The sequence below is a fragment of the Pantoea rwandensis genome, assembly GCF_000759475.1.
Lineage (GTDB): Bacteria > Pseudomonadota > Gammaproteobacteria > Enterobacterales > Enterobacteriaceae > Pantoea > Pantoea rwandensis_B.
The window spans coordinates 3,424,659-3,447,581 of sequence record NZ_CP009454.1; the positions used below are offsets into that span (position 1 = coordinate 3,424,659).

Genomic DNA, 22,923 nt, shown 5'->3' on the forward strand with positions numbered 1-22,923 from the left:
GCCGCTGACGCGGTGCCCTCGGCTTCCACGTCGTGCCGACGGACCGTTCGGGGATCGACCATCCCTGGTCGGCCCCGAACTGATCCACGCATCCCTGCGTGGATCTCCTGGCCCAACGTAAAAGCCTCAGCGCTGCGGATAGCCCTTGCAGCATCAGCGGTGCTACGGCCTCAAATATTGTGCCCCTTTCAATAACATTCACTTCAGCTCATCAGCCGACTGGGAAATTTGGCTCATTGCTGCGTGGATTTCCCTGCCCAACGTAAAAGCCTCAGCGCTGCAGATAGCCCTTGCAGCAGCAGCGGTGCTACGGCCTCAAATATTGTGCCCCTTTCAACAACATTCACTTCAGCTCATCAGCCGACTGGGAAATTTGGCTCATCGCTGCGTGGATTTCCCAGCCCAACGTAAAAGCCTCAGCGCTGCGGATAGCCCTTGCAGCATCAGCGGTGCTTCGGCCTCAAATATTGTGCCCCTTTCAACAACATTCACTTCAGCCCATCAGCCGACTGGAAGATCTGGATCAACATGCCCGCTATGGACTTAAACCCGGAGGTCTTTAACAGCAAGCACGATGGTTAATGAGCAGGCTGGGGGCGCTTTGGCGCAGGCAATCCGCAGCGCCGAACAGAGTGAGTCTGCCAGGATAGCCCGCAGGGACGCGGGCGAAAGGCGGGGCGGCACAGGGATGTGCCATCCCCGCCGTTCCGTCAGGCAGACGAACGAAGTGAGGGCACCGCGTCAGCGGCGCGAGGACGCCAGCGCCAAAGCGCCCCCAGCCTGCGTCGCCACCTGCGGACAACAACATCATTACCTGCGAACTACCACTTCAGCTGTGAATTAATCTGCGAGCATGCAACTGCATCAGCCAGCCTCAATATTTTCTACAGATTCAGGTGCAAAATTCAGCACCCGAACCCTATGCACGAGCCAGCAGCGCCACCAGTTCCTGCACATCCGCGACGTCATCCAACTCCATACAAATCGCTTCCAACTGTTCAACCTGCTCAACCGGCAATACACGCCCCGCTAAGCTACGGTATTTAGCCAGCAGCGCTTCAAGACTTAACGGATTGGCGGGCGCACCCGACGGCACCGGCACATGCTGCTGCCACTGCTCGCCCTGCTGGGTTTCAATCCGCACCCACGGCTCGTCATCGCGCCCCTGCTGCTCATCAATCATCAGCTCAATCCGCGCCATAAACGCATCAACCTGAGGGTGCAGACGTTTGGCATCATCGTAACTGGCTAACTCAGCGGAGCCGTACAACGCTCGTGCTGCCAGTGCATACGGCAGGCTCATTTGTGCACTTGCCAGGCTTTTCAGCTCACGTCCGCCACACATCTCCAGCAGGAACGGATTTAATCCCACCAGGATACGTTCAATCTGTGCAGGCTGTACCGAATGCTGCGTCAGCATCAGGTTCAAGGCATCCACCGCAGAATGGGTTCCACGACAGGCGGCATACGGCTTGATCGAGCAGCGTGCCAGCTTCCACACCACGCCAAGATCGGCGGTTAACGCAGCGGGTTGCTGTGTTTCAGATGCAAGGGTTTGCAGGAATCCGCCCCACTTCGCTTCGAATACCGCCGATGGCCCATTAATACCGCGCTGCGCCAGTTGCGCTGCCTGCACCCCACCTTCAGCTGCACGTGCGGCATGCAGCTTTTTGGTGTGCGAACCGTCGTGAATAAAGCCCCACAACCCACCGCTAAAGCTGGCGGCAATGCCCATGGCCGACGCGCACTGTTCACGATCCAGCTGCAGCAGTGAACACACCGCCGCTGCGGCACCAAACACGCCACAGCTGGCGGTGGAGTGCCAGCCTGCGCCGTTGTGCGCAGAGTAGCCGCCGCAAGCTTCCAGCACCCGGCGTCCGACGTCATAACCGATCACCATCGCCACCAGCAGCGTCTGGCCGTCAACCGGCTGCGTCGCCAAAGGCAGCGCAGCCAGAATAGCGGGAATCACCACCGCGCCCGAGTGATCGCAGCCGCCGGTATCATCCAGCTCATACATATGCGCAGCCACGCCGTTGAGCCATGCCGCCTGGCGTGGACTCACCTGCTTTGCACTTCCCCACACTTGTGCCTGCTGATGCCCACCTTCTGCGAGCGCCAATAGCAGACATTCGCGCCAGATTGGGCTGTCGCTGCCCGCCAGTGAAGCCCCGAGCGTATCCAGCAAATGGCGTTTTGCCTGTTCGACCAGCGCATCAGGCAGCTGTTCAAAACCTGTTTCGGCGATAAATGCCGCCAGTTGATCAAGCGAACTGCCCATGCGTACCTCCTGTGATGCGGGTAAACACTTCGGCTGGATGGGAGATATCGTTACCCGGCTGCGTTTGCCAATGCGTCACCAGCTGCTCCGCCGTGGCGATCCACACGTTGTGCTGTTGCAGCGTCTCGATCAATTCACGCAGCAAGCCGATGCGCCCGGCAGTGCCGATGATTTCCGGATGCAGGCGCAGCAGATAACACAGGCCAAAGCGGTGGAAGCCCTGGAAGTCTTGCGTCATGTTTGCCAGCGTTTCGGCATAAGGTGCAATCCGCGACTGCCCCGGCGGGATGGCCGGGCTCAGGTTAAAGGCGAAATAGGGTTCGTCTTCCAGCGAGTAGTGCATCGGCAATTCCACCAACTGCGTGTCGGGATGGAAGTACGGCAGATCGTCGCCGCGCCAGCTGGATGACCAACGAATACCCTGATCCACCAGCGCCTGTGCCAGACCCGGTTTCCACTGCCCTGCTGGGGTGCGGAAGCCCTGAATCGGTTTGCCGGTAAACTGTGCCAGCTGCTCACAGCCGCGCGTCACGCTGGCAATCTGCTGCTCCAGCGACAGCACCGAGAAATCTTCATGGCGCTCGCCGCTACAGGCGATTTCATGGCCATCAGCCACGATGCGTTTAATCAGTTCCGGCTGCTCTTGCGCGACGATTGCCGGTAAGCACCAGCTGGCTTTCAGCTGTTTATCTGCCATTAATGCCAGTAAACGATCCACACCGCGCAGGGTGCCATAGCGCCATACCGACAGGGTTTTATCGCGTCCGGCGACGGCCGGTGCCTGCGTCAAAATGCCGTGAATGTCGTTGAAATCGATGGTCAAAACGGCGGCGGACTGGAAGCCCAGCGGCCAGCGGGAAGATTCAGTCATGCTGTTGCTCCTGCAAATACCACTGCGCCACCGCATCACAGCGTGCAAACCACACGTCGTCACGCGCTGTCATATGTTCAAACAACTGCTCCAGCAGCAAGATACGCCCTGGCTGGCCAGAAATTTTCGGGTGGAATAACGTGGTCAGGCACAAGCCTTCATCCATCGCACCATCGAATTCGCGCTGCCAGTTATCGCGTGTGTGCGCATAGCTGGCGATGCGGTCGCCGCCTTTCGGGAAATCGGGCTGGCGCGTGTAAGCCAGCGAGGCGTAATCATCCATCTCCCACTTGCCAGGGATCTCGACCAGCGGCGTGTGACCCGCCACCGGGATGCTATAAGGACGGTCGTCGCCGCGCATGCTGCTGGAGTATATCACCCCAGCATCACGCAAAATTTGTGGCGTTTCGGCATGCCAGTCACCCGACGGCGTGCGGAAACCGCAGGCCGTAATGCCCAAATGCTGTTTAAAGATTTCAGCGGATTTCGCCATCACGGCACGCTGTTCATCCGGCGAAATCGCCCAGAATGATTCGTGACGATAGCCGTGATAGGCCACTTCGTGGCCTTGTTCGATAATCGCCTGACACTGCTGCGGCCACTGCTCCACCACCCACGCCGGCACAAAAAACGTAGCGGGAATCTGGAAAGCGCGCAGCAGGTCGAGCAACCGCCCGAGCGCACGGTACGGCCCATACGCACCGAAGGTGAAATATTCTGGCGTTGACCACAGGCTGCCATTCAACATGGCATCGCCAGTGGGACCATCAAGGTCAAACGCCAGCGCCATACAGCCGCGTTTCCCCTGCGGCCAGCGCACTGCGCCCGGTTGTTGCATCGCTACGCTCCTTTAGCCCTGGTTAACGGTCGCCTGAGTCACGCCATTGTCGGCCAGACCCCATTTCGCGAGGATCTTCTGGTAGCTGCCATCGGCAATCATCGCGTCAATGGCCGCCTGAATGGCTGTGGTCAGCTCGCCTGCATCTTTACCGATTGCCATGCCGGTGTACTGGAAGGAGAAGGCTTTATCGAGCGGCTTATATTTGCCTTTCTCAAGATCCATGATGTACGGCAGCGTTTCACTCCCCTGCACCACGCCATCCAGACGGTTTTGACGCAGCTGAGTACGCGCATCGGCCGTCCCTTCGGCGCCGACCACAATGATCGCTGGCTTGCCGGCGGCTTCGCAGTGCGCTTTCGACCAGTTGGCAATCTCTACCGGGAAGGTGGTACGACGGCTGGTGCCGACTTTCTTGCCGCACAGATCCATGGCGCTGTTGATGTCGCTGCGCGCGGCCTGGGTGTAGAACTGCGGGCCGGTTTTGAAGTAATCGATGAAGTTAACCACCTTCTGGCGTTCTTTGGTGTCGGTCATACCGGACATCACCAAATCGACACGCTTGGTCACCACGGCGTTCACCATCTGCTCAAAGGCGATCTCCTGCCAATTGATCTTCACACCCAGCTTCTCACCGATCGCCTGACCGAGATCGTAATCCACACCAGTGAGCTGGTTGGTGGCCGGATCTTTGAAATCCATGGGCGGATAGTTCGGCATGATCGCCACGGTCAGGCCTTTCTCTTTGATGGCGGCCGGCACGGCGATGTCCGCCCAGGCGGAAGATTGCAGTAACAGCGCGGCACTGATGGCACTCAATAACAGTTTTTTCATGTTTTTCACCCCGGTCACGTTAAAGAAGAATCGCGTTAATAAAGTTTTTCATCCGTGGGTTTTGCGGGTTCAGCAGAATGTCTTCTGGTGCGCCCTGCTCGATAATGCGTCCCTCGTCCATAAACACCACCTGATTGGCCACTTCACGGGCAAAGCCCATCTCATGAGTGACCACCAGCATGGTGGTGCCCTCTTTTGCTAACTGGCGCATAACGGCCAGCACTTCGCCCACCATCTCCGGATCCAGCGCCGAAGTAGGTTCGTCAAACAGCATCAGTTTCGGTTTCATCGCCAGCGCACGCGCAATCGCCACACGCTGCTGCTGCCCGCCAGACAGTGACTGCGGGTAGTCGTGCGCTTTGTGTGCCAGACCAACGCGATCCAGCAGTGCCATTGCCTCTTCCGCCGCCTCACGCTTCGGACGCAGCAGGACACGGCACGGCCCTTCGATAATGTTCTCCAGCGCGGTTTTGTGCGGGAACAGATTAAAACGCTGGAAAACCATGCCGGTTTGCAGGCGCTGGCGGGCAATCTGCTTATCGCTTAACGCATGCAGTTTGTTGCCTGCAATGCGATAGCCCGCTAATTCGTTGTCGACCCAAATGCCACCCTGATCGACCTTCTCCAGCTGGTTGATACAGCGCAGGAAGGTGCTTTTACCGGAACCGGAAGGCCCGAGGATGCACATCACCTCGCCGTAATTCACTTCGAGGCTGACATCCTTCAGCGCGTGGAACTGGTCGAAATATTTGTTCACCTTGACGGCGCGCACGATGTTTCTCATCTCTCTCTCCCAATTACTGACGCTGGCGGTGGCCGCGTGAGAAGAAGCGCTCAAGGCGACTTTGACCAAACGACAGCACGGTGACGATGATCAGGTACCAGATGCCCGCCACGAACAGCAGCTCCATCACGCGCGCATTGGCGAAGTAGATGGTTTGCGTGTTGTAGAGCAGTTCGGAGTACTGGATCATGCTCGCCAGACTGGTGGTTTTGATCATGCTGATGAATTCATTGCCCACCGGCGGCAAAATCACGCGCATCGCCTGCGGCAGAATAATGCGTTGCAGCGCTTGCAGACGTGGCATGCCAATCGCTTTCGCCGCTTCATATTGACCGGTATCCACAGACAGCAAGCCGGCGCGCACCACTTCGGAGGTGTAAGCCCCCTGGTTGATGCTCAGACCCAGCAGCGCCGCGAGGAACGGCGTCATGATGGTGACGGTTTGCACGCTGAACACGCCGGGAATATTGATGGTGGGAAACACCAGCGCGAGGTTAAACCACAGCAGCAGTTGCAAAATCAGCGGCGTACCACGGAAGATCCACGCGTAGCCCACGGCGATGTAGTGCAACACCGGATTGGGCGACATATACATAATCGCTGTGATCACGCCGAACAGGATGCCGAGCCCCATTGCCAGCACCGACATAATCAGCGTGTTCACCACGCCGTTGAGGATCGCCTGAGCAGTAAAGAACTGGCCGACAAATGACCATTCAATGTTGCCGTGGGCGAAGGCATTCACCAGCAACGCCAGCAGCACCAGGATCACCGCCGAGGCAGTGATGCGACCGTAATAACGGCGCGGCACCACCTGATAGCGATCCAGATCGTAATGCGTCTGCTCGCGGCTGTTTTTCAGGCTGGGTTCAACCGGGGTGGTTTGCGACATCAGCGTCTCCTCAGGCGCGCGGGCCAGCGTAATCTTCAGTCCAGCGCTGCTGGTCCTGCATCAGAATTTGCAAACGCGCTAACTGTTCACGTACCCGGGCGGGTGCAGTGCCGCCATAGCCACTGCGTGCCGCCAGTGCGGCTTCCAGCGTCAAAGCGCTGCGCACTTCTGGCGTTAAACGCGCGTCGACGGCCTGCAACTGCGCATCGCTCAGGTCGGACAGACCGCAATCTTCGCGTTCACACAGTTGCACCAGCTGGCCCGTGATTTCATGCGCTTCACGGAAAGGCACACCGCGCATCGCCAGCCAGTCGGCGACTTCGGTGGCCAGGGTGAAACCGTCTGGCGCCTGCTCACGCATGACGTCGGTGTTGAATTTCAGCGTCGACATCATGCCCGCCATGGCAGGCAGCACCAGCAGTAGGGTGTCTACAGCATCGATCACGTTGCGCTTGTCATCACTGAGGTCGCGGTTATAGGAGAGCGGCATGGCTTTCATGGTAGTGAGCAACGCCATCAGATTGCCGACCAGACGTCCTGAACGACCGCGCGTCAGTTCGGCAATGTCCGGGTTTTTCTTCTGAGGCATGATTGAGCTACCCGTGGCATAGCTGTCATGCAATTCCACCCAGCGGAACTGGCGCGACGCCCACATGCACACTTCTTCGCACAGGCGAGACAGGTTGATACCGATCATGCTGGTGACGAACAGGAATTCTGCGGCGTAATCGCGGCTGGCAACGGCATCGATCGAGTTCTCGCACGGTGCCAGATAGGCCAGATCTTCAGCGGCTTTTTCCGGCTGGCGCGCAATTGCCGATCCTGCCATCGCTGCGGCACCCAGTGGGCAGCGCGCGCTGCGGCGATCCCAGTCCTGCATACGCTCGATATCGCGGGCAAAAGATTGCGCATGAGCCAGCAGTTGGTGACCAAACACAATCGGTTGTGCCTGTTGTAAATGGGTGAAGCCCGGCGCCACGCTTTCGGTGTGCAGTGCCGCTTGCTCAACCAGAGATTGCTGCAGTGCCAGTAAAGCACTGACCACTTTGCGGCCGTTATCACGCAGGTAGAGACGCAAATCGTTGACTGTCTGATCGTTACGAGAGCGACCGGCGCGCAGTTTGCCGCCCAGTGCTCCTAAGCGCTCAGTCAGTGCGCGTTCAATGAACGTGTGGACATCTTCATCAGCAGCAATCGGGTGCAGATTGCCCGCACGATAATCAGCATCCAGCGCATCAATCGCTGCCAGCATGGTTTTGAGTTCTTCACTGCTCAGCAGATCGCCGCGTGCCAGTTCACGGGCATGTGCCCGGCAGCCTGCTAAATCGTAAGGTGCCAGGGCAAAGTAATAATCCGGGCTGCGCGACAGCGCGGTTAAACTGGCCGCCGGTGCCGCTTTAAAACGCGCGCCCCATAATAGTTCGGCATTATCAGACATGCTATTTCCCCTTACAGATACTCGTCAGCGATATGGAAAAGATATGAATAAACCAGCCGTGATAATAAAAACTTATTTCACACTCACACTGGTAAATACGTCATATTTCAGGTTCACTGTACTTTCACCGCAATTATTCCGGAGTTGAATAGCAAAGATGGAAAGTAAAGTTTCCCAGTCTGGAAACAATGCAAATAATCGCGGCGACAATGCGGTTCTGGCACTGAGTAATATCGACTTAAAATTGCTTCGCGTATTTAAATGCGTGGTGGAAGCCGGAGGATTAACCGCTGCCAGCAACGAACTGAATATTGGTTTAGCCGCCATCAGCAAGCAGGTTTCCGATCTGGAGATTCGTCTCGGCATGACGTTATGCAGCCGTGGACGCGAAGGCTTTGAACTGACGCAGTACGGCATTAATGTCTATCAGGCCACGCTGGAGCTGTTCGTCTCCCTGAATCTGTTCCGCGAACGTCTGCACAACAGCCGTAATGAGTTGCTGGGTGACATCGCCATCTGTGTGGTGGACAACACCATTTCTGATCCACATTCACCGGTCACTGCGGCGGTGCAACAGTTGCACCAGAAAGCACCAAAGGTGCAGATTCGCTTACAGACTGCGCAATTAGATGATATTGAACGGGGCATGAGTGAAGGTCGTTTTCATTGTGGCATTGCGCCGGTTTATGAAATGAAAAGTGATTTTGATTACTTCCCGCTTTATAAAGAATATTCGAAATTATATTGCTCCATGTCACATCCTTTATATTCTGGATCTTGTGATAAGAATATATCGGTGGAAATATTACGTGAGCAGAAAATCATTAATCATTTATATGTCACGCCGCGCGATGACCGCCGCCTCATTCCATTACAGGACAGCGGTGCGCAGGCGGTGCAAGTGGAATCCGTCGCCATGCTGATTTTAACCGGGCACTTTATTGGTTATTTACCCGAACACTATGCTGCTCCCTTTATTGCGCGGGGGCAGCTTTGCGAGTTGGGTGATGAATCGGTGCGCCGGGAAAATCCGTTCTGCCTGATGATGAAAAAAGGCCGGAAAATAAATCCGATTATCCGGCTGTTTATGCAATCACTGGGCCTGGCAGAGGCCGAAGAGGCGCACTAAGTTGGTGCAATCACCCCACCACTTTATACATCACCGTGGTGGCATCTAACGCCCCTTCCGTCGATTCGGCGTACAACGGAATGGAACCCGCAATTTGCCAGTCCATCGATAAGTAGAGTTGCGTGGCCACATCGCCGCTGCGCGTATCCAGCACCAGCAGTGTTTTACCCTGCTCAACCGCTAATTGCTCAGCCTGCTGCATCAGACGACGCGCAATTCCCTGACGCCGGGCACGGGGATGCACCAACAATTTACTGATTTCTGCGCGATGACGACCATTCGGCATGGCGCTAAACCCGACCATCACCGTCGCAACAATCACACCCTGCTGCCACGCCACGAGGAGTTGATTATCGCCGCTCGCCAGGCTGTAGATTTTATCCTGCCAGAAGCGTTCCATCGCTGCGCGATCATCGGCAGCAATAAAACCGACGCTGGCCCCGTCAGCCACGCAACCGTGTAACACCTCGGTCAGCGCGGCTAGCAGGGGCTGTGCCTGAGTGGCACTTAACTGTTCTATTTCAGTCATGGTTTGCACACCACCAAAATGTAACGCGCGCCGCCTTCAGGGTGCGCCTGGAATGATGATTTGCCGGTGAGATGAAAACGCAGGCAATCCCCCGCCTGCAGTGTCCAGCGCTGATCGTCCATGGTGAACGTCAGCTCGCCGGATTGCAGCCAGATATGCTGTTCCAGCCCCTGTACCGGAGGTGCGTCATAATCAATGCGCGCGCCGGGACGCAGCACGCCTTCCACCATTTCCGCTTTGAAGTGGCTGGCCGGTGGCGAGACGCTGCGGCGCTGATACCCGCTGGCATCATCACGCCACACCGTTTGATCGCTAACCTTGAGTAGCAGCGCCGCCTCCTCTTCCACTTCACTCAGCAGGCGTGACATAGTCAAGCCATAGGCAACGCACAGCCGGTTAAGCAAAGCGGCTGTGGGGCTGGTTTCAGCCCGTTCAATGCGCGACAATGAAGCCCGGCTGATGCCGGTAGCCATCGCCAGTTCGTCCAGTGACCAGCCACGTTGCACACGCAATTCGGCTAAACGTGCGGCCAGTCGGTCTTCGGTATCCGGTACAGACATGTTCACCTCTCATATATGGGAAATAATTCTCACATATGAAATAAAGCCTTAATTTGCATAAACCGTCAAGTTGTACAAACATAAAAGAGTTGTACAACCCAAACGAGGCAGTTAAGGTGTTGTAATGCAGGTCAGAATTTTCGAGGACGCCATGGCCTTATACAGTATCGGCGATGTTGCCGAACGCTGTGGAATCAACCCGGTAACGTTGCGCGCCTGGCAGCGCCGTTACGGTTTATTAAAACCTCAGCGTACAGAAGGCGGTCACCGCCAGTTTGATGATGAAGATGTTCAGCGGATTGAAGAGATCAAACGCTGGATAGAGAGTGGTGTGCCTGTTGGCAAGGTCAAAGCCCTGCTGGAAGGCCAAAGCATTAATGTGCACGATGGCTGGACCGCACTGCAGGAAGAGCTAATGAGCGTGCTGCGTCACGTTCGTCCGGCTAAACTACGCACTAAAATTGCCACCATTGGCCGCGAACATCCGGTGGATGCACTGATTGATCATGTGTTTGTCCCGGTGCGTCAACGTCTGGGATTGGATCAGCACACCGCGCGCACCATGTGTAGCCTGTTAGATGGCGCACTGATTGATTACGTGGCGTTTTGTCTCGCTGGCGGCCGAAAAAAGGCCGGCAAAGATGCTTTAATGATTGGCTGGGGCGTGGAAGATCGTACCCGTCTTTGGCTCGAAGCCTGGCGCTTGTCACAGCAGGGCTGGCGCATGGATGTCTTAGCCGAGCCGCTGGATATGCCGCGTCCTGAACTGTTCCCCGGTCAGAATCTGTTTATCTGGACCGGTAAAAAACCAACACGACGCCAATTAGAGCAGTTTGAGCACTGGCAGGCGCAAGGGTTTGCCACCCATATTCACGAACCCGCCTGACAAAAAATCGCACACACGGCCTTTGCCTTGCCGGGTGTGCGCGTTATCATGCCGCACTCCATGACTTTTCTCAGGTTTCCCTTATGAACTGGAATAAAATTCTCATTGGCACCCTGTTTGCCGTGATGGCCATTGGCGGCATGGGTGGCATGATGCTGGTAGGCTACAGTCTTATCCTTCCCAGCCACTGAGTTGACGTTGCACGCGTTCTAACACGCGGTCGCAAATCAGTGCCAATAGCGCCACCAACAGCGCGCCCTGAATGACATAGGCGGTGTTAAAGCCGCTCAGTCCGATAATCACCGGCGATCCCAGACTTTCTGCGCCCACCGTAGAAGCGATCGTTGCGGTGCCGATGCTGATCATCACCGATGTACGCACGCCAGCCATGATCACCGGTGCGGCCAGCGCCAGTTCAATCTGCCATAAGCGCCGCCAGGGCCCCATACCCAGCCCAACGGCAATTTCCCGGTTGCTGTCGGGCACGCTATCTAATCCTGCCAGCGTGCCCTGCAAAATCGGCAACAGCCCATAAAGAAACAGCGCCATAATGGCAGGTGTCGCGCCAAATCCCATCACTGGCACGGCTATCGCCAGCACCGCTACCGGCGGAAAAGTCTGCCCTGCTGCCGCCAGCGTCTCCAGTAACGGTCTGAATGCCCGCCCGGCACGTCGCGTGGCGAAAACACCACAGCCTACGCCAAAAATAATCGCCAGGGCGCTGCCGCTGACCACCAGTGACAGATGCGCGAGGGCCAGCCGCCAGAAGCTCTCCTGCTGATACAACGGACGTTCCAGCTGCGGGAACCAGTGAGCAAACAGCGATCCGGTGTGCGGCAATCCCCACAGCAACAGCAAAAACGTCGCCAGCAGCCAGTAAAGGGGATCGCGCCATAACCGCATCACATCGCCTCCCGCTGGCGCAACAGATCGCTGAAGTGCAATACACCCAACGGCTGTTGATGCTGATCGATCACCGGCAGTTTGTCGGTGCGCCGGGCGATAAACTGTGACAGCGCCTCACGCAGCGTCAGGCTGGCGGCTATCGGCTCACCGTCCAGCCACTCACCGCGCCGTGCTGCACCGCCCGCACGGCCCAATGCCAGCAACCGTACGCCTAGCTCGCTGCGGCCAAAGAATTCACGGGCAAAATCCGTGGCCGGTTGCGTCAGCAGTTCAATCGGCTTGCCCTGCTGCACGATTTCACCGCCATCCATCAATACCAGTTGATCCGCCAGCGTCAGCGCTTCGTCGATATCGTGCGTCACCAGCACCACCGTGCGTCCTGACAGCTTCTGAATGCGCAGCATCTCCTGTTGCAGCGCCTGACGGTTCACCGGATCGAGCGCGCCAAACGGCTCATCCATCAGCAACAATTCAGGATCGGCCGCCAGGGCGCGCGCCACGCCAACCCGCTGCTGCTGCCCCCCGGAGAGTTGATGGGGAAAACGCGTCGCCAGATGCGTATCCAGATTCAGCAACGCCAGCAGTTCCTCTACGCGCTGTTGAATTTTTGCCTGCGGCCAGCCGAGCAGTGACGGCACGGTGGCGATGTTCTTTGCCACGTTCCAGTGCGGGAACAAACCAATCGACTGAATGGCGTAGCCAATGCGCCGCCGCAGCGCGCGCGCATCCATGCGTTCAATCGGTTCACCGGCAAAGCGGATTTCGCCGCTGTCATGTTCCACCAGCCGATTGATCATTTTGAGCGTGGTGGATTTGCCTGAACCGGACGTGCCAATCAGCACGGTGAAACTGCCCTTCTCAATGTGCAACGTGAGATCACGCACCGCCGCTTTGCCGGCAAATATTTTGCTTACCTGGTGAAACTCAATCATCGGTTCTCTCCAGCAGTGCTGACAGTAAACGCAATGCGGCATCAAACACCACCGCCAGCGCGACCACCGGAATCACGCCCAGCAACACCAAGTCCAGTGCGCTGCTGAGTAATCCCTGAAAAACAATGGCGCCAAAGCCACCGGCACCAATCAGCGCCGCAACCACCGCCAGGCCAATGGTTTGTACCACCACCACGCGCAAGCCCGAAAGCCACACCGGCAGCGCCAGCGGGAGTTCGGCGAGCCAGAACTGTTGCAGCGCGCTCATGCCCATACCGCGTGCGGTTTCACGTACCTCCTGCGGCACCTGCTGCAACCCCGCCACCACGCTGCGCACCAGCGGCAGCAGCGCATACAGCACCAGCGCGATCAGCGCCGGAGCCAGGCCAATACCGCTGATGCCCCAACTTGCCAGTACCGGGAAGTGAGCTACCAGCCCCGCCAGCGGCGCAATCAGCAAACCAAACAACGCCACAGAAGGCACGGTCTGGATCAGGTTGAGTAGGCTGAAAGCGGCACTTTGCCAGCGCGATCGCCGGGCAATCACCAGGCCGAGCGGCAAACCAATCAATACCGTCGGCAACAGCGTGCCAGCCAGCAACAGCAGATGCTGGCTGAAGGCGGCATCAAATACCGCCCTGCGGTTGGCATACTCTTTCATCAGAGAGAGGTGGTCGAGATGACCGCTGAGCAATAACAGCAGCGGCACCAGCCAGATTTGCAGATTCAGCAGGATACGCCATGGCGTACTGACGGTGAGTTGGCGGATAGCCTCAGCGGCCAGCAATAACGCCAGCGCCGCCGCACACCATAAACCGCTGCCAAAGGCGGTGCGTGCCAACGGGCTGCCATTGTTAGCCAGCTGCGCCGCCGTCTGCCCGCCAATAAAGATCAGCAGCGCAAACAGAATCTCAGCGTCCAGCAATGCCATCACCAGATTGCGACGCCGTGGCTTCCACCACAATCCTTGCCATAACCAGAGTAACGGCAGCAGCAACAGCCAGGATTGCGCCACTTGCCATAACATCAGCGGCTGTCCGGACACCAGGCGGTTGGCGGCGAAACTGAGTAACGGCAAAGCCATTAGCGCGCAAGTGATCAGCAGCGTGAGTACCAGCAGCACCGGCTGCTGGCGCGGTCTTGATAACAGTAACGACACCGCTTACAGCAACTTATTCTGCTGCAGCCACTGCTTCGCCACCTGGCTGGCATCCTGACCGTCAACCGCAATCTGCGCATTGAGCTGTTGCAGGGTTTTCTCATCCAGCTTACTGAACACCGGCTGTAACCAGTTACCGATGTCCGGATACTGTTTCAGCACGCTTTCCCGAATCACTGGCGCAGGCGCATAGATCGGCTGCACCCCTTTCGGATCGGTCAGGGTTTGCAGTCCGAGCGCCGCCACCGGGCCATCGGTGCCATAGGCCATCGCCGCATTCAAGCCAGACGTTTGCTGCGCGGCCGCTTTGATGGTCACCGCTGTATCACCGCCCGCCAGCGACAGCAGCTGTGACTGTTCCAGCTTGAAGTTGTAGGCTTTTTCAAACGCAGGCAGTGCATCGCTGCGTTCGATAAATTCCGCCGACGCCGCCAGCTTGAAGGTGCCGCCTTTTTTCAGGTAAGCGCTGAGATCGTCGAGGGAGTTAAGATTATTTTTCTGTGCCACATCGCCGCGCACCGCAATGGTCCAGGTGTTATTGGCGGGTGCAGGAGCTAACCACACCAGATGGTTTTTATCCGCATCGAGCTTTTTCACCTTTTCATAGCCCTGCTGCGCATTTTTCCAGGCCGCATCTTTCTCATCACTGAAGAAGAACGCGCCGTTACCGGTGTATTCCGGGTAGATATCCAGTTCACCTGCGGTGATGGCTCCGCGCACGACCTGCGTGGTGCCGAGCTGGATCTTGTTAACCGTTTTCACCCCATGTTTATCCAGCACCTGCAGAATAATGTTGCCTAACAGCGAGCCCTCCGTATCAATCTTTGAACCGACCTTAACCGGATCGGCGGCATTCGCTGCGCTCACACCCATCGCGAGTGCGATTATCCCCAATAAACCCTGCTTAATCATGCCGCTGTCCTCTGCTTATGTTTTCAGTCTGTGACTATCAAGCGTAGCCTGGCGAAACAGGATGGGGGCGGTCAAGCGCCTAAGTTCGAGCTTTTTCTGCTATTTAATGCACATTGCTTATAACCCATTCGCAGGACATATAACCAAATGGAATTTTTATTGCGTTTTAGTAGGCTTATTCTCATAGGCCCACTCTTTACAATAAAATACATAACATCATGTCCGATTTAGCTTCTCCGGCGCACGTCGCGCTGGCAGGGAATGCGCCAACTGGCGAAACCAAGTGGATACGCAGCGCGGCTGACGTATCGAATCTCGTTAACAACAGCAACGAATCACGCAGCAATGCGCGCATCGTGGTGGCCATCGCCCTCGGCGGTGTGTTCCTGGATGCCTACGATCTCGGCGCACTGGCCTTTGGTATCAAAGATGTCACGCGCGAATTTAACCTGACGCCGACCGGCACCGGCATGGTGGCCTCCGCGATTACCTTCGGCGCGATTGTGGGTGCGCTGATTGGCGGTTATCTCACCGATAAAATTGGCCGCTACCGCGTGTTTATGGCCGATATGTTCTTCTTTGTGATTGCCGCCCTCGCCTGCGCTTTTGCCCCTAACGAATATGTGTTAGGCGGTGCGCGCTTTGTGATGGGGCTCGGCGTTGGCATCGATTTGCCGGTCGCCATGGCGTTTCTTGCCGAGTTTTCTAAACTGCGCGGGCAAGGGAATAAGGCCGCTAGTGTGGCGATGTGGTGTCCCACCTGGTATGCGGCGATCAGTATTTCCTATCTGCTGGTGCTGCTGCTGTATGCGGTGCTGCCGGAGAGTCACACCGATTGGTTATGGCGGCTGATTCTTGGTTTCGGCGCGGTGCCGGCGTTGCTGATCATCGCCATTCGCAGCCGTTATATGAGTGAGTCACCGGTATGGGCGGCCAATCAAGGCAATCTGCACGGCGCCGCGCAGATCCTGCAGCGCTCTTACAACATCAATGCACACGTTGCGGATGATGCCGAACTGACGCCCGCTAAACCGGTGCGCAAAGCCAGCTGGCGTAACTATGGCGCGCTGCTGCAGGGGGTTTATCGTCGCCGAACGATTCTGGCCACCGTGACCTCTATTGCTTCATCGTTTGCCTATAACGCGGTGGCTTTTGGCCTGCCGGTGATTATTTCCAGCTTCTTTGCGCAATCGATGCTGACCACGATTTTGGTGTCACTGGCGTTGAATTTGCTGTTCGCTTTCGTCGGTGGCTTGCTGGCCGTGCGTCTGGTGCCGCGTCTCGGCGCGTGGAAGATGTCGGTGGCGGGTTACAGCTGTCAGTGCATTGCGTTACTGGGTCTGGCGCTGATTGGTCGTCCGGAAGGCGGTGAACAAGCGGCATTGGCGATTGCGATGCTGGCGCTGTTCCTGTTTGGTCAGGGATTCGGTCCGGGTTCACACACCATGACCTTTGCCTCGCTGAGCTACCCTGCATCATTGCGTGGCGTGGGTGTTGGCTTTAACCAGACACTGATGCGCGGCAGTTCAACCGTGTCGCTGTTCCTGTTCCCACTGCTGGTGGCGGCCTTTGGCACTGGCGTGTTCTGGGTGATTTTCCTTGCCCCGCTGATTGGCTTGCTGGCGCTGCTGGCGATTCGCTGGGAACCCTCAGGCTACGATGTGGATGCGGAAGATTTTGTGTAAATAACAACGCCCCTTCACGGGGCGTTTTTTATGCGGTCAGGCGGAAATCGCCGAACGTATGGGGAATGCGTGGGAAGGTGTGCAGGAACCAGGGCGTAAATTGTTCTGGCTGATCCTGCATCTCCTGCTGAATCTGTTCAACCGAACGATAACACCAGGCATCCGCTTCTTCCGGATTGAGTTTCGGCTCAACATCACTAATGGCGAAGAAGACGTGGCCATACTCGTGCTCGGTCAGCCCATTGCTAAGTGGCAGGTTGTAGCTCAACTCGAACACCGGGGTCAGTGCCAGTTGCATCCCCATCTCTTCACGCAAGCGACGTTCAGCGGCATCACGGGTCGATTCCTGCGGATAAGGGTGGCCGCAGCAGGTGTTGCTCCACAGGCCGCCACAGTGATATTTACCGTTTGCACGACGTTGCAGCAGCAGTTCATGGCGCGAATTGAACACGTAGACCGTCACCGCACGATGCAGCAATCCTTTCTCATGTACTTCCAGCTTTTCCATCTTGCCGGTGGGACGATCGAGGTGGTCGACGAGAATAACTTCAATGGCGGGCATGACAACTCCTTCAGATAATTCTCAGCTATTGTACACAACCTCAAAGACCGAAACTGAGGAAATCGCGCACATTCCGTGCGCTTAAGTGGCGAAATTTAAGCTTAGCAGTCATCAGACAAAGCGGTAACGACGACGGAGGCAGAAATCATATTGATCGGCGATGAGCAGAATAAAGCTGTCGTAGTCATCAGCTGAACTGCGGTTGCGAGCGCCATTCCGGCCCCTTTGCATCCCACGTCATCGCATCTTTAAAAGCTCGAACGGTATAAGCGCGCAAAAGCTGCCATTCCTCACATGGCAGCCCTATTTGCAAAAGTCCCAAACGGGGAGGCATGCGTTCTAAGGTCGCCCCTTTAGTTTTAGCTCGGATTCGATCGTCGTATCGCGGGCAGTTGTGTGACGGGTTGCGCCCCACACTTCATCATATTCATAGCCAGTGAGATCTTTAATCACCACACGCGTTTCAGCATCGCAACCTCTCGCCGTGCCACCCAATTTGCGGCGCGCCACCTCTTTGATCAGCAACTTATGGCTACGCTGCGTCAGTTTGAATTTAAAGGTCAGCCAGAAGCTCGCCACCAGCAGAGCCGTGGTGACAAACACCATCAACCCGACAATCGCATGGATGGCGCTTTCTGGTTGCGCGCCGTTGCCTTTTACAAAACCACTCTCCTGCAGCACGATGCCAATCATGAAAATGGCGATGGCCACCGAACTTTTGCGCGTCAACACCATGACACCAGCAAATATCCCTTCACGTCGCTTACAGGTCACCATCTCATCAATATCGGGAATAAAGCTGTAGATGTTCCATGGGATGTAAAACAGCCCGGCGCGTACGATGCCCAAAAACACAAAGACTGCGCTGAACAGCAGCGTGGGCACCTGCCATTGCCACAGATAAACTGCAAACAGGAACAGGAAGATGACGACGATACTCAGGTAGGAGATCCGTAGCGCGTTGGAGGGCGTCATATTAAAGCGGCCCAGCAGCATCATGAAGATGAAGGTACCGGGAATCGACATAAACATCATGTTGCTCAGCAGCAGCGAAGCCAGTGAGGCATCCTGCTTCAGGCCATAGATCACGAAATAGGTGAACACCGCCAGAAACGCATCCATCGCGGTGAAAGAGCAGATATAGATCAGCAGATGCTGGCGAAAGGCTCTGATTTTAAAAGACGATGCCAAATCGACAAACAGATACTTCAGGTGGGCTTTGAGGCTGCCTTGACGCGCCGAATGTTGCGCTACATCCTCTTCCGGCTGGATGTCTTTGGCCTCCCAGGTGGTCAGCCAGGTAATAAACACCGCCACGCAATAAATCACCGAGAAGATGATGCCGGTCAGCGTATAGGTAATGGCATTATCTTTGCCGGTATAGGTCATGATGACGCCCGGCACCGAGACGGCGAGGAAACTGCCAAGCGCCGAGAACATCAGGCGCACGCCCGAAAGACGTGTGCGCTCGCTAAAGCGATTGGTCATCTCCGAGGACAAGGTTTCCCACGGCACCAGCACCATCGCTGACAGCAACTCGATGGTGAGATAGGTGCCGAGATAGTACCAGTAGCCCATATCCGTGACCCACAGTGCGCCATACAGCAGCATCAAGGGAGAAGAGATCAGCAGGAAGAAACGACGGCGGCCAAACTTACGTCCCAGCCAGGTGTTGCCGAAGTTGTCGGTAATGTAGCCCATGATTGGGCTTAATATCGCGTCAATGACGCGGGCGATGGCAAATATCGAGCCCGCTTCAAACACCGATAATCCGCAGTAGGTGGTATAGAAAAACAGCAGCCAGGTGCCAATCACCGCAAAGGCACCTCCACCAAATAAGTCCGTCAGGCCGTAGCCGATTGCGACGCCATAACCGACGCGACGTTCTGTAGGTTTAACCATCGATCCGATTCCTGTTCTGGTAGGGTATGTAGTAGCGGCAAGGTGCTATGCCCTGCCGCCGTTGTTATCAACAGAATTGGAAATCAACTTATTGGGCCGGGATGCTATCCCGCATTGGCTAACATCTGCGCTTTGACACAGAGTTCCGCCGCCTTAAAAGCATGGGCTTGCGTCATGGCGTGCTCTGTACGATGGAGGCAGTCGTTAATCAGTTGTCCAAAGAACGGGAAGCCAACTTCGCCGGAAACGGCATAGCGGAACTCGCCCTCTTTGTTCACCAGATACACAACGTCCTGCTCGCCACGCGTGAGATCGGTGTATTTGCGAATCTCGATGTAACCGTCAGTGCCGAGCAGCGTCATGCGTCCATCGCCCCAGGTCGATAAGCCGTCCGGTGTAAACCAGTCGCAGCGGAAATAACCGGTGGCACCGTTCTCGCCTGCCAGCATCGCATCGCCAAAGTCTTCAAATTGCGGATGTTGAGGATGGCGGAAATTCCGCACCTGGCTGGCCACCACCGTGGCTTCGCTGTTGCCGGTGTAGTAGAGGAATTGCTCGATTTGATGGCTGCCGATGTCACACAGGATGCCCCCGAAATAGCGACGCTGATAGAACCAGTCGGGCCGTCCGGTGCCTTCACGATGTGGCCCCGTGCCAAGGGTTTGCACCACCTGGCCGATAGCCCCTTTTTCCACCAACTGACCGGCAAACACGGCGCTCTCCACATGCAGACGCTCGCTGTAATACACCGCATATTTGCGCCCGGTTTTAGCGCACATCGCTTTGGCATCTTCCAGCTGTTCCAGGCTGGTGAGCGGGGCTTTATCCGTGAAGTAATCCTTGCCCGCCGCCATCACTTTCAGCCCCAGTGCACAGCGTTCTGACGGAATCGCCGCGCCTGCCACCAACTGCACCTGCGCATCGGCCAAAATTGTCTCCAGCGAGTCGGCGATCTGGACCTGCGGGAATTGCTGCACAAACTTATCGACTTTGGCGGCATCGGGATCAAATACCCACTTCAGCGTGGCTCCGGCTTCGGTCAGGCCATTGCACATGCCGTAAATGTGGCCGTGATCCAGTCCGGCCGCCGCAATGATAAATTCCTCCGGCTGCACCACCGGCTGCGGTTTGCCTTTCGGCGCGTAGTTCATGCCATCCTGCTTATTCATGGTTGTTTCCTCACGCAAAGTTTTTGCCCAATGGGATGTCATCGACATCGGCGAAGTTGTCGACCGAAGCCTGTTTTTCATAGAAGTGCGGTGCATGGGCGATCAGCCCGCCGGTGCGATAAAAGGCATCATCTTTAGGGATAGGTAACGAGACGGTGCTTTTGGTGATGGCCGATTTATAGATGGCGGTAATCAGTTCCAGCGAGCGTTTGCCCTGCTCGCCATCAATCAGCGGTGCACGCTGCTGCTCAATCGCCGAGAAGAAGTCATCGACCTGTCCGGCGTGCAGCGTCCATGTGAGAGGTGCGGTGCTGGCATGCAGGCGATCCAGCTCGCGCTCCAGCGCCAGATTGTTCTCTTTTTCCGGGAAACCGTTCTCCGCTGCCTGCATGGCGACCGCTTTCCACGGAGCCGACAGGCGCGCGTTCTCCCCCTGCAGCACGATTTTCTGATCTTCACCGTGATGCACAACGGAAGCGGTCAACTGCGCCAGCGTGCCGTTGGGATAGCGGAATATCGCGGCGCTGAGGTCTTCCACTTCGGCGTTGTCATGTGCCACGTTGCCGATCATCGCCACCACTTCACTGGGCGCACCGAGCATCCACTGCATGGCATCAATGTGATGAACCGCATGGTTAAGCGTGCAGCCGCCGCCCTCTTTTTCCCAGGTGCCGCGCCACCACAGGTCGTAGTACGAATGGCCACGCCACCAGAATGAATCGATCTGCGCGTGGCAAATTTTGCCTGCCAGCCCCGAATCCACCGCGGCTTTCAACTGCCAGAACGCATCAGTGAAACGGTTCTGCGCCACCACTGACAGAATTTTGCCGCTGGCTTTTTGCGCGGCAATCATCGCATCGCACTCTTCCAGCGAAGCCGCCATCGGTTTTTCGCACAGCACATGCTTGCCCGCCTGCAGCGCTGCAATAGTGTTTTCCGCATGCACATATGGCGGCGTACAGACATCGACCACGTCGATATCCGCGCCCTCGGCCAGCATCTCGCGGTGATCGTGGTAAACCCGCACATCGTGCAGACCGTAGCGCTGCAACTTCTCCCGCGCTTTTTCGGGATACATATCCACCACCGCGACAATTTTGCCGCGCTCTGGAAACTGCAGAAACGCCTGGATATGTGAATTGGCGATGTTGCCCATGCCCACTATGGCAATTTTTAACATGGTGATTCTCCGCTCATGACCGCTGTTGAGGTGTTTGCGAGGAACATAAAAAAGCGCTGCCAACCGGACAATCTGTTTTTGTGAGAATGCTCGCAGAGCGATGCAGGAGTTTGTGAACCAAATGTAAAACCGTCTTAATATCAGTCCACTGCGTCTGCAAAAATTTGCAAAAAATGATTGGGATGGGGATCACACTATGGCCGGCAAGCTCAGGATGGACGAAATTTCAGCAATTACGGGCTACTCGGTCAGTACCGTTTCGCGCGTGCTGAGCGGAAAATCCTACACCAGTGATAAGGCGCGTGAGGCGATTGTCGACTGCGCCCGCCGACTGGGCGTCTTGCAGGAAATGGTGAGTGGTCGTCTGCTGATCAATGACATTGTGGTATTTGCGCCGGGACGCACCTTCACGCCACGCGGCGATCACTTTTATCATGAGGTGACACGCGGGATAGCCGAGGCATGCGCATCGCATGATGTGCATATCAGCTATTGCCCGCTGGAAGAGCAGCGCGCCGATGTGAAGCTGTTTCTGGAGAAGGCGAGTGCGAAAAACATCAGCGCCATCATCATTATCGGTATCGACGATCAAGCGATCTTTAGCTTGGCGGCGTCACTCGGCAAACCCTGTGTGCTGATTAACTCTCGTGATAAAGATATGCGGCTGGATGCGGTGTCCCCCGATCATCGGGCGATTGGTTTCAGCGCTATGCAGCATCTGTTTGAACAAGGCCACCGCCGGGTGTTGACCGTCACCTGTCTGCGACGTGAGACGCTATTTTTGCGTCTGGAAGGGATCAAAGACGCTTACCGCCATTTTCATATGCCGTTTAATGCGCAGCAGGATTTGATTGTCATCGAAGCTTACTCCTCGCAGGACACCGAGATCGCACTGAATCACTGGCTGGATACACACCCACGCGATCAATGGCCTGATGTGATTTTGCCCGGCGGCAAAGGCATTATTACCGGCGTGCAGAATGCACTGCTGTCACGCGGCTTGCGCATTCCCGAAGATATTTCGCTGATGACGACAGATTTAGCCAGCCGGCTGGAAGGATCGCCAGAGATGCCCATCACCGGCTTTGCGGTGCCGTGTCGCGAGCTGGGTTATGAGGCGATCCAACTGATCCAGAACCGCCTTAATCGTCCGCAGTCGTCGATTTACAATCTGTTGTTGCAGGGAAAACTGGTGGATCGCGGTACGGTGGCGAATGCCACTCGCCATGCCGCGCGTGAGGAGATCCGTAACGCGTTTCCGTGAGATGCCCCAGACCAAAAACGAACGTAATAAGAACATCGTGCCTGCGCACCCAAACCCAACGTCAAATCCTCGGCGCTGAAATAACCCTTTGAGTCACCAATCCATTCAAGCCTGAAACACATAGGCCTTTTCTAACAAGCCACACAAAAGTTCAGAAGCAAGCTGGTGTCGCGCAGGGGCAGGCAATCCGCAGCGCCGAACAGAGTGAGT

At 56.4% G+C, this 22,923-nt stretch carries 21 protein-coding genes; 4 read left to right on the forward strand and 17 right to left on the reverse strand.

All coding sequences use genetic code 11. The annotated features are described in order from the left end of the window. Nucleotides 1-919: 919 nt before the first annotated feature. The 7 genes from LH22_RS15640 to argH are packed head-to-tail and all read right to left on the reverse strand — an operon-like array spanning nucleotide 920 to nucleotide 7,938. The gene (locus LH22_RS15640) at nucleotides 920-2,281 is read right to left on the reverse strand and encodes an MmgE/PrpD family protein (RefSeq protein WP_038647999.1); all 1,362 of its coding nucleotides are present in this window, start codon (nucleotides 2,279-2,281) and stop codon (nucleotides 920-922) included. Beyond that, nucleotides 2,265-3,152 (reverse strand): polysaccharide deacetylase family protein, encoded by an 888-nt coding sequence (locus LH22_RS15645; protein WP_038648002.1) that lies wholly within the window; start codon nucleotides 3,150-3,152, stop codon nucleotides 2,265-2,267. Before LH22_RS15645 ends, LH22_RS15640 begins: the two co-directional genes overlap by 17 nt. Further along, nucleotides 3,145-3,990: a polysaccharide deacetylase family protein gene (locus LH22_RS15650; RefSeq protein WP_034820981.1), complete on the reverse strand. Its 846-nt coding sequence runs from the start codon at nucleotides 3,988-3,990 to the stop codon at nucleotides 3,145-3,147. The genes LH22_RS15645 and LH22_RS15650 overlap by 8 nt, the downstream gene beginning before the upstream one ends. Nucleotides 3,991-4,002: 12 nt before the next feature. Beyond that, entirely contained in the window at nucleotides 4,003-4,824 is an 822-nt protein-coding gene (locus LH22_RS15655; protein ID WP_038650203.1) for an ABC transporter substrate-binding protein, read from the reverse strand. Nucleotides 4,825-4,843: 19 nt separating this feature from the next. Continuing rightward, complete coding sequence (locus tag LH22_RS15660; RefSeq protein ID WP_038648005.1) at nucleotides 4,844-5,608, reverse strand: amino acid ABC transporter ATP-binding protein; 765 nt, start codon at nucleotides 5,606-5,608, stop codon at nucleotides 4,844-4,846. A 13-nt stretch (nucleotides 5,609-5,621) separates the two neighbouring features. Continuing rightward, complete coding sequence (locus LH22_RS15665; protein WP_052059431.1) at nucleotides 5,622-6,500, reverse strand: amino acid ABC transporter permease; 879 nt, start codon at nucleotides 6,498-6,500, stop codon at nucleotides 5,622-5,624. A 10-nt stretch (nucleotides 6,501-6,510) separates the two neighbouring features. After that, a complete protein-coding gene (gene argH / locus LH22_RS15670) occupies nucleotides 6,511-7,938 on the reverse strand; it encodes an argininosuccinate lyase (RefSeq protein WP_038648007.1) in 1,428 nt (475 codons plus the stop codon). A gap of 157 nt (nucleotides 7,939-8,095) precedes the next feature. Here argH and LH22_RS15675 point away from each other — a divergent pair, with 157 nt between their 5' ends. After that, nucleotides 8,096-9,067 carry a LysR family transcriptional regulator gene (locus LH22_RS15675; RefSeq protein ID WP_038648010.1) on the forward strand — a complete coding sequence of 324 codons (972 nt, stop codon included), beginning with the start codon at nucleotides 8,096-8,098 and terminating at the stop codon, nucleotides 9,065-9,067. Nucleotides 9,068-9,077: 10 nt separating this feature from the next. Here LH22_RS15675 and LH22_RS15680 read toward each other — a convergent pair whose 3' ends face one another. Together LH22_RS15680 and LH22_RS15685 are read right to left on the reverse strand one after the other, a co-directional pair. Further along, on the reverse strand, nucleotides 9,078-9,596 hold the full coding sequence (locus LH22_RS15680; protein ID WP_038648012.1) for a GNAT family N-acetyltransferase: 519 nt from the start codon (nucleotides 9,594-9,596) through the stop codon (nucleotides 9,078-9,080). After that, complete coding sequence (locus LH22_RS15685; RefSeq protein ID WP_038648015.1) at nucleotides 9,593-10,156, reverse strand: helix-turn-helix domain-containing protein; 564 nt, start codon at nucleotides 10,154-10,156, stop codon at nucleotides 9,593-9,595. Before LH22_RS15685 ends, LH22_RS15680 begins: the two co-directional genes overlap by 4 nt. A 151-nt stretch (nucleotides 10,157-10,307) precedes the next feature. Between LH22_RS15685 and LH22_RS15690 the strand changes: the two genes are divergently transcribed. Next, nucleotides 10,308-11,042 (forward strand): MerR family transcriptional regulator, encoded by a 735-nt coding sequence (locus tag LH22_RS15690; protein WP_038650207.1) that lies wholly within the window; start codon nucleotides 10,308-10,310, stop codon nucleotides 11,040-11,042. 171 nt (nucleotides 11,043-11,213) lie between these two features. On the opposite strand, the gene LH22_RS15695 is transcribed toward LH22_RS15690, so the two are convergent. Genes LH22_RS15695 through osmF form a run of 4 tightly spaced genes read right to left on the reverse strand, consistent with a single transcriptional unit; the run spans nucleotide 11,214 to nucleotide 14,951 of the window. Then, nucleotides 11,214-11,945 carry an ABC transporter permease gene (locus tag LH22_RS15695; RefSeq protein WP_038648018.1) on the reverse strand — a complete coding sequence of 244 codons (732 nt, stop codon included), beginning with the start codon at nucleotides 11,943-11,945 and terminating at the stop codon, nucleotides 11,214-11,216. Beyond that, nucleotides 11,945-12,880 (reverse strand): ABC transporter ATP-binding protein, encoded by a 936-nt coding sequence (locus LH22_RS15700; protein ID WP_038648020.1) that lies wholly within the window; start codon nucleotides 12,878-12,880, stop codon nucleotides 11,945-11,947. Before LH22_RS15700 ends, LH22_RS15695 begins: the two co-directional genes overlap by 1 nt. Further along, nucleotides 12,873-14,039 (reverse strand): ABC transporter permease, encoded by a 1,167-nt coding sequence (locus LH22_RS15705; RefSeq protein ID WP_038648023.1) that lies wholly within the window; start codon nucleotides 14,037-14,039, stop codon nucleotides 12,873-12,875. The genes LH22_RS15700 and LH22_RS15705 overlap by 8 nt, the downstream gene beginning before the upstream one ends. Before the next feature lie 3 nt (nucleotides 14,040-14,042). After that, nucleotides 14,043-14,951: a glycine betaine ABC transporter substrate-binding protein OsmF gene (gene osmF, locus LH22_RS15710; protein WP_038648025.1), complete on the reverse strand. Its 909-nt coding sequence runs from the start codon at nucleotides 14,949-14,951 to the stop codon at nucleotides 14,043-14,045. Between the two features lie 218 nt (nucleotides 14,952-15,169). Here osmF and LH22_RS15715 point away from each other — a divergent pair, with 218 nt between their 5' ends. Further along, on the forward strand, nucleotides 15,170-16,636 hold the full coding sequence (locus LH22_RS15715) for an MFS transporter (RefSeq protein ID WP_038648028.1): 1,467 nt from the start codon (nucleotides 15,170-15,172) through the stop codon (nucleotides 16,634-16,636). A 28-nt stretch (nucleotides 16,637-16,664) separates the two neighbouring features. Here LH22_RS15715 and idi read toward each other — a convergent pair whose 3' ends face one another. The 4 genes from idi to LH22_RS15735 form a co-directional block, all read right to left on the reverse strand. Next, the gene (gene idi / locus LH22_RS15720) at nucleotides 16,665-17,198 is read right to left on the reverse strand and encodes an isopentenyl-diphosphate Delta-isomerase (protein WP_038648030.1); all 534 of its coding nucleotides are present in this window, start codon (nucleotides 17,196-17,198) and stop codon (nucleotides 16,665-16,667) included. 339 nt (nucleotides 17,199-17,537) lie between these two features. Next, nucleotides 17,538-19,100, reverse strand: coding sequence for an MFS transporter (locus tag LH22_RS15725; protein WP_038648033.1), 1,563 nt, complete (start codon nucleotides 19,098-19,100; stop codon nucleotides 17,538-17,540). 104 nt (nucleotides 19,101-19,204) lie between these two features. After that, nucleotides 19,205-20,269, reverse strand: a complete 1,065-nt coding sequence (locus LH22_RS15730) for a Gfo/Idh/MocA family protein (RefSeq protein WP_038648035.1) — start codon at nucleotides 20,267-20,269, stop codon at nucleotides 19,205-19,207. Nucleotides 20,270-20,279: 10 nt separating this feature from the next. Further along, complete coding sequence (locus LH22_RS15735) at nucleotides 20,280-21,449, reverse strand: Gfo/Idh/MocA family protein (protein WP_038648038.1); 1,170 nt, start codon at nucleotides 21,447-21,449, stop codon at nucleotides 20,280-20,282. A 196-nt stretch (nucleotides 21,450-21,645) separates the two neighbouring features. Between LH22_RS15735 and LH22_RS15740 the strand changes: the two genes are divergently transcribed. Then, a complete protein-coding gene (locus LH22_RS15740) occupies nucleotides 21,646-22,713 on the forward strand; it encodes a LacI family DNA-binding transcriptional regulator (protein WP_038648040.1) in 1,068 nt (355 codons plus the stop codon). Nucleotides 22,714-22,923 lie beyond the last annotated feature (210 nt).